Below are 13,631 nucleotides of genomic sequence, written 5' to 3' on the forward strand. Positions count from 1 at the left end.
CTGATCCGCGTGATCAGGGACCGGGGCGGGCGTGTCTTCGGCGCGTCGCGGGTCAAAGTCCCTGATCACGCGGATCACGGCGGTCCAGCGGCGTGGGGGAGCGGGCGCGGGACCTTTGGCCGGTACGGTGCTTCGGTTAGTGTGCTCGTGACTACGCAGCCGTGATCATGGGTGGGGGTACGGGTGGGCAGGCTCGCGACCACGTACGAGCAGGCGGTCGCGGCCCACCGGAAGGCCCGGGAACACCTCGACCGGGCCCGGGCGGCGCTGGCCGCCCCCGGCCGGCCGGGCGACACCGCCGCCGCGGCCGACACCGTCGGCCGGCTCGCCCGGGTCGGCACCACGCTGGCCAACCCGACCCCGGGCGCCGCCGACCTCACCACCGCCCCGGTCCCGGTCCGGCTCGGCGAGGCGACCACCCCGGACGGCCCGTTCCCCGCCGTCGTCCCGCTCGCCGGCGGCCACCACCTCGCCATCGACACCGATGGCCGCGACCCCCGCGTCGGTGGGCTGCTGCGGGCCCTCACCCTGCGGCTGGTCGCCACCGCCGCCCCCGGCACCGTACGGGTGGCCGCGCTGGACACCGCCGCCCTCGGCGCGACGTTCCTGCCGCTGCGGCCACTGGTCGACGCCGGCGTGCTCGCCCCGCCCGCGACCACCGAGGCCGAGGTCGGCGACCTGCTCGACGCCGCCGAACGGCACGCCCGGGCCGCCCAGCACGACCACGGCGGCGACCCGGCCACCGAAGCGGCCGGCGCCCGCGGCGAACTGCTGCTGGTCGTCGCGGCCAACCTGCCGCCCGGCCGGGAACTGGCCCGGCTGGCGGCACTGACCCACGCCGGTCCGGCCGCCGCGGTCTGCGTACTGCTCGCCGGCTACCCGCCGGCCGGTGACGCGCCGCCGCCGCTCGGCGCGACCACCCTGGTCCGGCTCGACGACTCCGCCGCCCGGGTCGGCGACCCGCCCGGCCGGGCGTTCAGCGCCGACGGCTCCGGGCTGGCCGCGCCGGTCACCCTCGACGGCGACCCGCCCGCCGGCTCGGTACGCGCACTCGCCGAGCACCTGGCCGCCGCCACCCGGCAACACTCCACGACGGACTTCACCGACCTGCTGCCGCCCCGCCGCTGGACGGAGTCGTCGCTGACCGGGCTGCGTACGGTCGTCGGCCGGTCCGGCCGCCAGCCGGTGACCCTGGCCTTCGACGACGCCACCCCGCACTGGCTCGTCGGCGGCCGTACCGGCTCCGGCAAGACCGTCTTCCTGCTCGACGTCCTCTACGGGCTCGCCGCCCGCTACGGCCCGGACCAGCTCTCCCTCTACCTGCTCGACTTCAAGGAAGGCGTCAGCTTCACCGAGTTCGTACCCACCGACCGCGACCCGTCGTGGATCCCGCACGCCCGCGCCGTCGGGATCGAGTCGGACCGCGAGTACGGCGTCGCCGTGCTGCGCGAACTGCGCCGCGAACTCAACCGGCGGGCCGCGGCACTGAAACGCCACGGCGTCACCAAGCTCGCCGACCTGCCCCGCGACCGGTCGGCGCCGCGCGTCGTCGCCGTCGTCGACGAGTTCCACGTCCTCTTCGCCGGCAACGACGCGGTGGCCCGCGAAGCGGTCGCCCTGCTCGAGGAACTGGCCCGCAAGGGCCGCTCGTACGGCATCCACCTGGTGCTGGCCAGCCAGAGCATGTCCGGCATCGAAGCCCTCTACGGAAAGATCGACTCCATTTTCGGGCAGTTCCCGCTGCGGGTGGCGCTGCCCGGCGGCAACGGGGTGCTGCACCAGCTCAACGAGGCCGCCGGCACCCTGCCGGTCGGCTCCGCGGTCGTCAACGCCTCCGCCGGCCTGGCCGGCGCCAACACCGTCGTCCGCTTCCCCGACGCGCACGCCGGCACCGGTGCCGTCACCCGGCTGCGCCACGAACTCTGGGAGGCCCGGCCGGCCGGATCGCGACCGCCGGCCGTCTTCCGCGGCTACGACGCCGCCCACGTCGAGGACGATCCCACGTTCCGCGGCCTCCAGCCCGGCGGCCGCCGCCCGCTGGCGCTGGTCGGCCGCACCGTCGACGTCGACCTGACCGCGGCCTGCTTCGCGGTCGACACCAGCCCCGGCCGGCACCTCGGCGTCGTGGGCACGTCGGCGGTCGGCGCCGCGGTCCTGCACGCCGCGGCGGTCAGCGTCGCCCGCCAGCACGAGCCGGGTACGGCCCGGTTCCTGCTGGCCGCGCTGGTCGCCGCCGCCGACGAGGTCGCCGACCGCTGCGCCGACGAGCTGGCCGGCGCCGGGCACCCGGTGACCCGGATCGACGCGAACGGGCTGCGCGACGAGCTACGTACCCTGGCGGAGCCGGCCGGACCGGCGACCGGCCGCACGTTCGTCGTGGTGTTCGGCATGGACGGCGCCAGCGGCGTGCTCGGGCTGCGCGACGACACGTTCCGGTCCGGGCTCGACGACCTGCAGGCGGTGCTGCGCCGCGGCCCCGCCCACGGGGTGCACCTGTTCGGCTGGTGGCGCGGCCTGCGCCGGCTGTCCGAGGACATCGGCGGCGCGCAGAACCGTGACGACGTCGCCTGCCTGGTGGCGCTGAACGTGCCCGGCGGGGAACTCGGGCTCTATCTCGGCGTGCCCGACCTGTCGTACGCGCCGCGACCCAACCGGGCCCTGCTGGTCGACCGGCACGACCAGCGGACCCGGCTGATCGTGCCGTTCGTACGGCCCGGACACGAGCTGGACGAGGAGCGGTAGGTGTCGACCTTCGAGGAGTACGCCGCACTGGCCCGTCACCTGTCGGAGCTGCGCCGGGCCGGGGAGCGCGACGCCGCCGCCGATACCGCCCGGCGGGCCGCGACCCGGGCCGCCGCCGACCAGCTCGGCCACCGGCTCGACGCACAGGAGCAGCGGCTGCGCCACCTCGGCCGGGCGACCGGCCGGCCCGACTCGGTGCCGGCGGGGCCGGCCGGCGGTGCCGGGCCGGGCGCCCCGGCGGGCGGTCACCCGCGGTATCCGGTCGCCGCGACCGGCTACCCGGCCGGTGCGGGACCGGACCCCGCCGGACCGGGACCGGCCGCCGCGCCGCGGTATCCGGCCGGCCGGCCGGAGCTGACGAAGCCCGGGCAGCCGCCACCGCCGGCCGGCTACCCGGCGCTGCCGGCCGCGCCGGTACCGGGGCCCCGCCCGCCGCTGGGTGCCGACGGTGTCGTCGCCGGAGCCGACCCGGACGCGGAACTGGAGTCCGCCCGGCAGGCCGCCGACATCGCCGACGCCGCCGCGCGCACCGGCGAGCAGATCGCCCGGCGGCCGCCGCTGCTGCCGTCGTGGTCGCCGTTCGCCCGGGCCGCCGCCGTCTACGCGGGCTGTGCCCTGCTCAGCCTCGTGCCGATGTTCCTGCTGGAGATCGGTGCCGGGCTCGGCGCGGTCGGCACGTTCACCCTCTACGCCTGGACCTGCGCCGGGCTGCCGGTGCTGGCGTTCTTCGCCGGCTATTTCGTGCTCGGTCGCTGGGGCCGGCCACCCGGCGTCGACGAGACCCCGTCCCGGTACGTCCTCGTCGGATTCGCCCTCTGCCTCGTTCTGCCCGTCCTCGCCTACTGCGGGTACGTCGTCGCACTGCGTACCGTCTTCGGCGGCTGACCGCGACCCGGGCGGCGGACCCGCCGGACCGGCACCGGTTCGGCGGTGACCACGTCGGTCCGGCCGCCGTGCCGGGCGGGCGGCCCGGCGTCGACCGGTCGGCACCGGGGTGGAACCGCACCGTAGGGGCGGTTTCTCCCGGGGGGTGTGGTGGCCGACACCGCGGTGACGTCGAGGAGTAGGCTTTCCGGTGCGGTCACCGATGCCCGCCGGCACCGGACCGACGGCACCGCCGTACCGGCGGCCGCCGCCCCGACCAGTGCCGTGCCGACGGCGATGGTGCCCGAGGGCGGTGTGTCCCGGTGGCGCCGTCACCCGCCGACAGTTCCGCCGTCGACCAGGGTGCCGCTGGCCGACACCACCGGGTCGCGGGAGCGCCGGTGACGACGCCGGGCAGTGCCGATTCCGACCGGAGTGGCGACATCCGGTCACGTGTGCACCATCCGGTGTTGGATAGGTGTTCGGATATCCGACAAGGGCCGGTCGTGGGGCCGGTCCGGGGGAGAGACTAGCCTGATGGGCGTGACACGCCGTGCAAAGATCGTCTGCACTCTTGGCCCTGCCACTTCGTCGCCGGAACGCATCCGCGGCCTGGTCGAAGCGGGCATGGACGTGGCCCGGCTCAACTTCAGCCATGGCAGCCACACCGACCACGAGCAGGTCTACCAGCTGGTGCGCCAGGCCGCCCGCGCCGCCGGCCGGGCCGTCGCCGTCCTCGCCGACCTCCAGGGGCCCAAGATCCGCCTCGGCCGGTTCGCCGACGGGCCGCACGAATGGCGCACCGGCGACTCGGTCGTGATCACCAGCGACGACATCCTCGGCACCGCCGACCGGGTCTCGTGCACCTACCGCAAGCTTCCGCAGGAGGTCCGCGCCGGCGACCGGCTGCTCATCGACGACGGCAAGGTCGGCGTCGAGGTCACCTCCGTCGCCGGCAACGACATCCGCTGCCTGGTCGTCGAGGGCGGCCCGGTCTCCAACAACAAGGGCGTCTCGCTGCCCAACGTCGCCGTCAGCGTGCCGGCGCTGTCTGACAAGGACACCGAGGACCTGCGCTTCGCGCTCGGGCTCGGCGCCGACATGATCGCGCTGTCGTTCGTCCGCTCACCCGAGGACATCAAGCTCGTCCACGGCATCATGGATGAGGTCGGCATCCGCCGGCCGGTGCTCGCCAAGGTCGAGAAGCCGGAGGCGGTCACCCACCTCGAGTCGATCGTCGACGCCTTCGACGGCGTCATGGTCGCCCGCGGCGACCTCGGCGTCGAACTCCCGCTCGACCAGGTTCCCCTGGTCCAGAAGCGGGCCGTGCAGCTGAGCCGGGAGAACGCCAAGCCGGTCATCGTCGCCACCCAGATGCTCGACTCGATGATCGAGAACTCGCGCCCGACCCGCGCCGAGGCGTCCGACGTCGCCAACGCCGTACTCGACGGCGCCGACGCCGTGATGCTGTCCGGCGAGACCAGCGTCGGCAAATATCCGGTCCTGACCGTCAGCACCATGGCCAAGATCGTCCACACCACCGAGTCCGGCTCGATCGGTGTCCCACGCCTCCAGCACGACCCGCGCACCCACGGCGGCGCGCTCACCGTCGCCGCCTCGCAGATCGCCCGCAACATCGGGGCCAAGGCGCTGGTCGCCTTCTCCCAGACCGGCGACACCGTACGCCGCCTCTCCCGGCTGCACTGCGAACTGCCGCTGCTCGCCTTCACCCCGGTCCCCGAGGTACGCGACCAGCTCGCCCTCTCCTGGGGCGTGGAGACGTTCCTCATGCCGTTCGTCCAGCACACCGACGACATGTTCCGCCAGGTCGACCAGGCCCTGCTCGGCCTCGGCCGGGCCAACCCCGGCGACTACGTCGTCATCGTCGCCGGCAGCCCGCCCGGCACCCCCGGCTCCACCAACACCCTGCGGGTGCACCAGCTCGGCTCACTCGTCGACGCGGCGGCGGCCCGGGCCCTCCAGTGACCCCCGGTAGTCCCGTCACCGGCGCCGCCGCCGTCGAGCAACTGCTCGAACTGCTCGACCTCAGGCGGCTCGGCGACACCACCTTCCTCGGGACGAGCCCGCCCGTAGGCCCGCTACGGGTCTACGGCGGGCAGGTCGCCGGCCAGGCCCTCGTCGCCGCCGGGCGCACCGTCGACCCGAGCCGCCACGTGCACTCCCTGCACGGCTACTTCGTCCGTCCCGGTGACCCCACCGAGCCGATCGAATACCAGGTCGAGAACATCCGCGACGGCCGGTCCTTCTCCGTACGCCGGTCCGTCGCCGTCCAACACGGCAAGACGATCTTCTTCATGTCGGCGTCGTTCCAGCACCCCGAAGAGGGCCTCGACCACCAGACCCCGCTGCCGCCCGACGTACCCGGGCCCGACGAGGTCCCCACGATGACCGAGCGACTCGCCCGCTATCCCGAACGGCTCGGCATCTGGGGCCAGATCCCCCGCCCGATCGACGTCCGCTACGTCGGCGAACCCGGCTGGGTACGCCCCGGCGACCGGCCCGCCGAACCCAACCAGCGGGTCTGGATGCGGATCGACGCCAAGCTCCCCGACGACCCGCTCCTGCACGCCTGCGCGCTGACGTACGCCTCCGACCTGACCCTGCTCGACGCGGTCCTGTCGACCCACGGCGAGGTCTGGGGCCCGGGCGGTGTCGCCGGCGCCAGCCTCGACCACGCCCTGTGGTTCCACCGGCCGTTCCGCGCCGACGAATGGTTCCTCTACGACTGTGCCAGCCCATCGGCGTCCGGCGGCCGCGGCCTCGCCACCGGCCGCATGTTCGGCCCCGACGGCCGACACATCGCCAGCGCCGTACAGGAAGGGCTGGTCCGCCGTGAGCAGGGACGACCACCGCAAGTAGGGTGACGCCATGCGTCTCTCCGCCCGGGTCGACTATGCGCTGCGCGCGACCGCCGAACTCGCCGCCGCCGCCGACCCCGCCTCCGGGCGACCCGGAGCGCCGGTGACCGCCGAACAGATCGCCCGGGCCCAGGAGATCCCGCCGAAGTTCCTGGAGAGCATTTTGCTGCAGCTTCGCCGCGGCGGCATCGTGCACGCCCAGCGCGGTCCCGAAGGCGGCTACTGGCTGGCCCGGCCCGGCGCCGAGATCACCCTCGCCGACGTGATCCGGGTGATCGACGGGCCCCTCGCCCACGTACGCGGGCAGCGCCCCGAGGAACTCGGCTACCGGGGCGCGGCCAGCGCCCTCCAGGAGGTCTGGATCGCGCTGCGCGCCAGCGAACGGGAGATCCTGGAGACGGTCACCATCGTCGACGTGGCCACCGGCAAACTGCCCGAACGGATCCGCGACCTCGTCGCCGACCCGCGCGCCTGGACCTGACCGACCCCGCGGCCGGCCCGCACGAGACGCCGCGACCGGCCGGCCGGCGCGCATCACCCGCCGCGACCGGCCGGCCCGCACGAGACGCCGCGGCCCCGCCCGGCCGGGCGGGGCCACCCGCCACTCAGCCGGCCAGCACCGCCGCCGCCTCCGCACTGATCAACCGCCACGCCTCCTCGACGTGCGACGCCCGCGTCTGCGGCGCACCCACCGCCAGCCGCAGCGCGTACGCACCCCGCACCCGGGTGTGCGTCAGATAGATCCGGCCACCCGCGTTCACCCGGGCCAGCAGCGCCGCGCTCGCCGCGTCACCGTCCACCCCGTCCGCGTCCCGCAGCCGGAAACACACCAACGAGAACGGATGCGGCGCCACCACCTCGAACCGGTCGTCGGCGCGTACCCGCCCGGCGAAGCCGGCCGCCATCTCGACCCCGCCCCGGATGTGCTCCCGCAACCCCTCCGCCCCGTACCAGCGCAGCACGAACCACAGCTTCAGCGCCCGGAACCGCCGCCCCAACGGCACCTGCCAGTCCCGGTAGTCGAGCACCGCACCGGACTCCGAGGCCGCGTTGCGCAGGTATTCCGGCAACACCGTCAGCGCCTCGACCAGCTCCGCCCGGTCGGCCACCCAGAACGCGTCGCAGTCGAAACCGGTCAACAACCACTTGTGCGGGTCGAAACAGTACGAGTCCGCGTACTCCAACCCCGCGTGCGTCCACCGCAACTCCGGGCAGACCGCCGACGCCCCCGCGTACGCCGCGTCGACGTGCAGCCACACCCCGTACTCCCGGCAGATCGCCCCGATCGCCGGAATCGGGTCGACCGCCGTCGTCGACGTCGTACCGATCGTCGCCACCACCAGCGCCGGCCGGGCCCCCGCCGCGATGTCGGCGTCGAGCATCGACCGCAACGCCGCCGGATCCATCGCCAACGTACGGTCGTCGACCTCGACCGGCCGCACGTTGCCGTCCCCGATCCCGGCGATCCGGGCCGCCTTCTCGATCGACGAATGACCCTGCGTCGACGTGTAGACGGTGTAGCGGCCCTCCACGCCGTCGCCGCGCCACCGCCCCTTGCTCGCCCGGTGCAGCGCCGCCAGCGTCGCGACCAGCGTCGCCGACGAAGCCGAATCCTGGATCACCCCGCCACCGGTCCCCGACGACCGGAACCGCGCCGGCAGATCCAGCAGATCCGCCAGCCAGTCCAGCATCACCGTCTCCACCTCGGTGCACGCCGGCCCGGTCGCCCACAACATCCCCTGCACCCCGAGCCCCGAACTCACCAGGTCGCCGAGCACGCTCGGCCCCGAGACGTTGGCCGGGAAATAGCCGAAGAAGCCGGGATGCTGCCAGTGCGTCACCCCCGGCATGACCACCGCGTCCAGATCGGCCAGAATCCGGTCGAAGTCCTCACCGCGCTCCGGCGCGGCGGACGGCAACCGGCCGGCGACCGCGCCGGGCTGATCCAGGGACAGCACCGGGCGCCGCTCCAGCGACGCCCAGTAGTCGGCGATCCAGTCGATCACCGCATGCCCGTTACGCCGGAACTCCTCGGCGTCCATGTGAGTGGTCATGACTGAAGTCGATCAAAATCCGGGTGCCCCGATCAAGGCCCGGGGCCGTCCGCGCCGGTGGAAGCGAACAAACCCCCACCGGCACGGCGCGGCACATACACACCGCGACGACACGCGGCCACCGATCCGGCCGGCACACACCATGCACCCAGGCACACCATGCGGCCAGCACACCCGAACCGGTCACGACCACGCGCGTCGAACCACCACCGGATACGAGACTAGGCCGCGACCGGGACCAGCCGGTGTCACCCAGATGAAGATCATGTTTCGCTCCACCCCACCGGCCACCCCGGACTCACCCCTCCCGGCGCAACCCACCCACGACCTTCTCGGCGACCAACTCGAACGACCGCACCCGGTCCCCGATGTCGTACACCATCGTCGTCAACATCAACTCGTCGGCGGCCGTACGCGCCAACAGATCCGCCAACTGCCGCCGCACCGTCTCCGGCGAACCCACCGCCTGACCCCGCTGCCGCTCCAGCGCGAAGTCCCGCTCCAGATCCGAGTACGGATACGCCGCCGCCTCCTCCGGCGACACCAGCGGCTCCGGCCGCCCCGCCCGCAACCGCAGGAACGACAACCCGCTCGGCCCCGCCAACCACTGCGCCCGCTCGTCGGAATCCGCGCAGATCGTGTTCACCGCCACCATCGCGTACGGCTTCTCCAACCACCGCGACGGCCGGAAACTGTCCCGGTACAACGCCAACGCCGGCTCCGTGTTCGCCGCGCTGAAATGGTGCGCGAACGAGAACGGCAACCCCATCAACCCGGCCAGCCGCGCACTGAACCCGCTCGACCCCAACAACCAGATCGCCGGCATGTCACCACCACCCGGCGTCGCACTCGTGCCCCGCCGCCGCTCGCCGTCGAAATAGGCGATCAGGTCCTCCAACTCCTGCGGGAACGCCTCCGCCGACAACCCCTCCATCGTCCGCCGCAACGCCAGCGCCGTCACCTGGTCGGTCCCCGGCGCCCGCCCGATCCCGAGATCGACCCGCCCCGGATGCAACGCCTCCAGCGTGCCGAACTGCTCGGCCACCACCAGCGGCGGATGGTTCGGCAGCATCACCCCACCCGAACCCACCCGGATCGACGACGTCGCCGCCGCCAGATGCGCGATCAGCACCGCCGGCGCCGAACTCGCGATCGCCGGCATGTTGTGGTGCTCCGCCACCCAGAACCGGCGGAAACCGAGCGCCTCGGTGCGCCGGGCCAGCTCGGTCGTGTGCCGCAGCGCCTCACCGGCGCCCGCCCCGGCCGCGACCGGGGCAACGTCAAGGACAGACAGGGGTACGTCGAGAGGTACGTCGTTCACACGCCTTGCCAACCCGTCCGGCACCCGGTTTCTTCCGGAACCGGCGCGGTGGTTTCCCGCCGCGCCCGTCCCCGGCCCCGCCGCGCCCGCTTCCGGCCCCGCCGCGCCCGTCCCTGATCACCGTGATCAGGGACGGGCGCGGGCGACACGCCGGCGACACGCGGGACCAGATTCCTGATCACGCGGACCGTCACGCCTTGGCGCTGTCCGCCATCGGCGGCTCGGCCGGCGCGCTGCCGTTGGCCGGCGTCCCGGCCGGCATGCCCTCCTTCGACAGCTCCGGGGCCGCCATCCGGGTGGTGGTGATGGTCGGCCGGGTCAGCAGCGGACCCTTCGACTCCGCGCCCGGCACCGGTACGGCCGCCAGCCGCGCCTTCTCCGCCGAGAACTCCGGATCGCTGAGCTTGCCCCGGTCGTGCAGGTCGGCCAGCAGCCGCAACTGCTCGGCGCGGTTCTGCGCCGTGTACTGCGGGCCGTGGTCGGGCTGCCGCACCGGCCGCTCCGGTGCCGGGCCGGCGGCCGCCGCGGTCTCCCGGGCCGGCCGGAAGAGCAGGTAGAGCAGGGTGCCGACGAACGGCATCAGCACCACGGCGACCATCCAGCACGCCTTCGCCAGGCCGGACACGTCCGTACGCCGGAAGATGTCGACGATCGCGAAGCCCCAGACCAGCAGCAGCGGTATGAAGATGATCAGTAGCCAGAACGCTTCCCAGAAGCCGATTCCCTCGGACATGGTTTCCCCCTCTGCGTCTACCGCGAAGCTAACGCTGGGCAGTCCGATAGGAGAGGATTATTCACAGATGTCAGGGACGTTGGCCCGGCGCGCCCGCGACACCCGTCAGGACTTCGGCCCGACATGCCGGTCGAGAGCGGCGACCGCGTCCCGGCGGGCCACCGACAGCGAGTCCGGCCGGTTCATCCGCCAGGCGATCCCGAGCAGGTCCAGTGCCCAGCGGCAGAGGCCCAGGATGTCCGCCGACCGGTTCGTGAACAGGTATCGCGGATAGGAGTACTCGCGACCCGCCCGGCGTACCCGGTTGTCGATCCGGCAGCCGTCGGAGTGGAAGAGGCCGCGCAGGAAGTCGCCCGGCCGTTCCGCGACGACCCGGCGCTGCCACCCGGCGAGCACGATCGGACGCAGATGCTTCGGTCCCGGGCCGTGCTGGGGCAGCAGACACGGCCAGTGCTTCCCGTAGCTCTGGACCGCGACGTAGCCCCTGCCCTTCTTCGGTACCCGCTGGACCCGGTTGGCGAGTACGGCCAACATTGCCTGCTCGCACAGATCGATCAGTCTGGGGTACGTCTCCGTGCAGGCGATGCTCAGGACCGGAACCCGCGCGGATGCGACCAGGTGCCCGTCGCCGAGATAGAGGCCCAGCAAATAGGAGTAGGAACCGAGGTCTGGCTGGGGGTTGTCGTCAGGCAGGCAGCGGAAGCAACGTAGGGCTGTGCCGCGGATGGCTCGATCGGGGCGGTCGACACACCAGTGCCAGACGGTGGAGTAGGGCAGCCCAAACGCTCTTGCCGTGTCTGTCACGGTTCGGCCTGCCAGAAACGCCTGTCGGGCACGAGCGCGTAGTTCGGGTGGATGCACGCTGTTCACTATCGAACATGTGTGCGGTATTTTGGTGCCGGGAGCGGGACTTGAACCCGCACGCCCTTTCGGGCAGATGCTTTTGAGGCATCCGAGTCTGCCGATTCCTCCATCCCGGCATCCGCCATCCCGGCGGGTGCGACTCACTGTACCCGACTACGCTGATGCGGCAGCATTGAGGCAGCGTTGGATTTGACGATCGTGGGGGTAGGGCTTCGTGGCCGAGACGCAGGCGGGTGCCGAGCGCAGGCGGGTGCTGATCGCCGAGGACGAGGCGCTGATCCGGCTCGATCTGGCCGAGATGCTCGTCGAGGAGGGCTACGACGTGGTCGGCGAGGCCGGCGACGGCGAGGCGGCCGTGCGCATGGCCGAGGAACTCAAGCCCGACCTCGTCATCCTCGACATCAAGATGCCGATCATGGACGGGCTGGCCGCCGCGGAGCGGATCGCCGGCGGGCGGATCGCCCCGGTGATCATCCTGACCGCGTTCAGCCAGCGTGACCTGGTGGAGCGGGCGCGGGCGGCCGGTGCGATGGCCTACCTGGTGAAGCCGTTCCAGAAGAGCGACCTGGTGCCGGCGATCGAGGTGGCGCTGTCGCGTTACTCCGAGATCGCGGCGCTGGAGTCGGAGGTCGCCGGCCTCACCGACCGGCTGGAGACCCGCAAGGTCGTGGAGCGGGCCAAGGGCGCGTTGATGACCACGTACGGGATGACCGAGCCGCAGTCGTTCAAGTGGATCCAGCGCACCGCGATGGACCACCGGATGACGATGCGCGAGGTCGCCGAGCGGATTCTCGCCGAGGGCACCGGGCAGACACCGGCGGCCGGGGCCGGCGAGACGACCGGCGCGAGCTGATCCGGATGGGCCGCCGGCCGGCTCCACGGGGGAGTCGCCGGCGGTTGGTGGCGGCTCTGCTCGCCGGGGTGCTGGTCTGCGCCGGCGCGTGTGGCGGCTCGTCCGACGACGACGGGCCGGTGCCGGTCCGCTGGCAGCGCGGGACGTTGCCGGTGCCGGACGGGACGCCCGGCCGGGTCGTCGTCCGGGACGTGACAGCCTGCGGCGACCGCTGGTACGTCGTCGGCGCGGTGGAGGCGGCGGACGGCGAGACCCGGCCGGCGGCCTGGGTCAGTGCCGACACGAGCACGTGGTCGCCGGTCGGGGTGGCCGCCGAGAGCTTCTACGGCCAGCGGGCGGTGCTGTATTCGGTCGGGTGCCGCGACGGTGTGGTCGCGGTGGTGGGGGCGCGCAGCGGCGGGGTGCACGGCAACCCGCGGGTGGTCACCTGGCGGCAGGTTCCGGACGGTTCGCTGGTCGAGGTGCCGGCGCCGTTCGAGTTGTACGGCGGTGCCGAGGCCCGCAATGTCGGCCGGATCGCCGGTGGTGCCGGTGGTTGGCTGATCGCCGGCAACCGGGTGTCGGGCGCGGCGGTGTGGAGTTCGCCCGACGCGGCCGGGTTCGAGTTGCGGGCCGGGTTGCCTGGGCTGGCGTCGGACGACCGGGGGGTCACCTGGGCGTACGACGTGGCGGCCGGGCCGGCGGGCTGGGTGCTGGCCGGGGCGGTGACGGCGGGGGCGGACGCGGCGGTGGTGTGGGTTTCGCCGGACGCGGTGGCGTGGACCCGGGTCGGGTTGCCGGGCGACGGGGCGCGGGAGCGTCCGCAGCGGGTGGTGGTGACGGCGGCCGGGCCGGTGGTGGTCGGGGTGCGTGGGGCGTCGTTCGGGGCGTGGCGGGCGGAGGACGACCGCTGGGGGCGGTGGCGGGCGGTGGGCCGGTTCGGCGCGGGTGGGGCGGGTGGGGCGGTGCAGGCGGTGGCGCCGCTGGCGGCGGGGCTGGTGGTGGTGACGTGGGACGGTGGCCGGCACGGGTTGTGGGTGTCGCCGGACGCGGGGGATTCGTGGCGGGTGTTGTCGGGGCCGGACGACCTGCCGGCCGGCGGTGACCGGTCGGCAGGGGTGGCGGCGGCCGGTGGGCGGGTGGTGCTGGTCGTCGACGACGGTCGGGAGGGGCGGCTGTGGGTGGCGCCGGCGGTGTGACGGCGGGACGGCTGTCGGCCCTGCGTATGGGCGTCATACGCCCTGGAAGTCCGGGTGCGTATTACACGCGTAACATCGATCTGAGCACTGCACGTAACGGTTAGGTCAACGCCACTCGCTAGACCTTACGGGCCGCCCGTGTA

General features: G+C 73.4%; 12 protein-coding genes and 1 tRNA gene. 8 read left to right on the top strand and 5 right to left on the bottom strand.

The genetic code is table 11. The features are described 5' to 3' along the window. Positions 1-183 precede the first annotated feature (183 nt). From AB0I42_RS25470 to AB0I42_RS25495, 6 genes are all read left to right on the top strand, one after another. Positions 184-2,742 carry an FtsK/SpoIIIE domain-containing protein gene (locus tag AB0I42_RS25470; protein ID WP_357540776.1) on the top strand — a complete coding sequence of 853 codons (2,559 nt, stop codon included), beginning with the start codon at positions 184-186 and terminating at the stop codon, positions 2,740-2,742. After that, the gene (locus tag AB0I42_RS25475) at positions 2,743-3,627 is read left to right on the top strand and encodes a hypothetical protein (protein WP_357540778.1); all 885 of its coding nucleotides are present in this window, start codon (positions 2,743-2,745) and stop codon (positions 3,625-3,627) included. It begins immediately after the preceding gene. 150 nt (positions 3,628-3,777) lie between these two features. Continuing rightward, positions 3,778-4,011: a hypothetical protein gene (locus tag AB0I42_RS25480; RefSeq protein WP_357540780.1), complete on the top strand. Its 234-nt coding sequence runs from the start codon at positions 3,778-3,780 to the stop codon at positions 4,009-4,011. Positions 4,012-4,143: 132 nt separating this feature from the next. Then, a complete protein-coding gene (gene pyk / locus AB0I42_RS25485; RefSeq protein WP_357540782.1) occupies positions 4,144-5,592 on the top strand; it encodes a pyruvate kinase in 1,449 nt (482 codons plus the stop codon). Further along, on the top strand, positions 5,589-6,491 hold the full coding sequence (locus AB0I42_RS25490) for an acyl-CoA thioesterase II (RefSeq protein ID WP_357540784.1): 903 nt from the start codon (positions 5,589-5,591) through the stop codon (positions 6,489-6,491). The genes pyk and AB0I42_RS25490 overlap by 4 nt, the downstream gene beginning before the upstream one ends. Positions 6,492-6,495: 4 nt before the next feature. Beyond that, complete coding sequence (locus tag AB0I42_RS25495) at positions 6,496-6,966, top strand: Rrf2 family transcriptional regulator (protein ID WP_357540786.1); 471 nt, start codon at positions 6,496-6,498, stop codon at positions 6,964-6,966. A gap of 124 nt (positions 6,967-7,090) precedes the next feature. Here AB0I42_RS25495 and AB0I42_RS25500 read toward each other — a convergent pair whose 3' ends face one another. The 5 genes from AB0I42_RS25500 to AB0I42_RS25520 all read right to left on the bottom strand — a co-directional run bounded on the left by AB0I42_RS25500 (position 7,091) and on the right by AB0I42_RS25520 (position 11,573). Continuing rightward, positions 7,091-8,539, bottom strand: coding sequence for a pyridoxal-dependent decarboxylase (locus tag AB0I42_RS25500; RefSeq protein ID WP_357540788.1), 1,449 nt, complete (start codon positions 8,537-8,539; stop codon positions 7,091-7,093). A gap of 298 nt (positions 8,540-8,837) precedes the next feature. Further along, entirely contained in the window at positions 8,838-9,860 is a 1,023-nt protein-coding gene (locus tag AB0I42_RS25505; protein WP_357540790.1) for an LLM class flavin-dependent oxidoreductase, read from the bottom strand. A gap of 190 nt (positions 9,861-10,050) precedes the next feature. Then, positions 10,051-10,593, bottom strand: coding sequence for a PLD nuclease N-terminal domain-containing protein (locus tag AB0I42_RS25510; RefSeq protein WP_357540792.1), 543 nt, complete (start codon positions 10,591-10,593; stop codon positions 10,051-10,053). Between the two features lie 105 nt (positions 10,594-10,698). Next, positions 10,699-11,241 carry a hypothetical protein gene (locus AB0I42_RS25515; protein WP_357540794.1) on the bottom strand — a complete coding sequence of 181 codons (543 nt, stop codon included), beginning with the start codon at positions 11,239-11,241 and terminating at the stop codon, positions 10,699-10,701. 245 nt (positions 11,242-11,486) lie between these two features. Further along, a tRNA-Leu gene (locus AB0I42_RS25520) sits at positions 11,487-11,573 on the bottom strand. A 98-nt stretch (positions 11,574-11,671) separates the two neighbouring features. On the opposite strand from AB0I42_RS25520, the gene AB0I42_RS25525 reads away from it, so the two are divergent. Both AB0I42_RS25525 and AB0I42_RS25530 read left to right on the top strand, forming a co-directional pair. Then, complete coding sequence (locus AB0I42_RS25525) at positions 11,672-12,310, top strand: response regulator (RefSeq protein WP_357540796.1); 639 nt, start codon at positions 11,672-11,674, stop codon at positions 12,308-12,310. A 44-nt stretch (positions 12,311-12,354) separates the two neighbouring features. Next, positions 12,355-13,488: a hypothetical protein gene (locus AB0I42_RS25530; protein ID WP_357540798.1), complete on the top strand. Its 1,134-nt coding sequence runs from the start codon at positions 12,355-12,357 to the stop codon at positions 13,486-13,488. Positions 13,489-13,631 lie beyond the last annotated feature (143 nt).

Source organism: Polymorphospora sp. NPDC050346 (assembly GCF_040655695.1).
In the GTDB taxonomy this organism is placed as follows: domain Bacteria; phylum Actinomycetota; class Actinomycetes; order Mycobacteriales; family Micromonosporaceae; genus Polymorphospora; species Polymorphospora lycopeni.

What these genes read in the sequence shown, in the direction of transcription:
- AB0I42_RS25495 (WP_357540786.1), top strand. Translation starts at nt 6,496, where the DNA reads ATGCGTCTCTCCGCCCGGGTCGACTATGCGCTGCGCGCGACCGCCGAA.
- AB0I42_RS25510 (WP_357540792.1), bottom strand. Translation starts at nt 10,593, where the DNA reads ATGTCCGAGGGAATCGGCTTCTGGGAAGCGTTCTGGCTACTGATCATC.
- AB0I42_RS25500 (WP_357540788.1), bottom strand. Translation starts at nt 8,539, where the DNA reads ATGACCACTCACATGGACGCCGAGGAGTTCCGGCGTAACGGGCATGCG.
- pyk (WP_357540782.1), top strand. Translation starts at nt 4,144, where the DNA reads ATGGGCGTGACACGCCGTGCAAAGATCGTCTGCACTCTTGGCCCTGCC.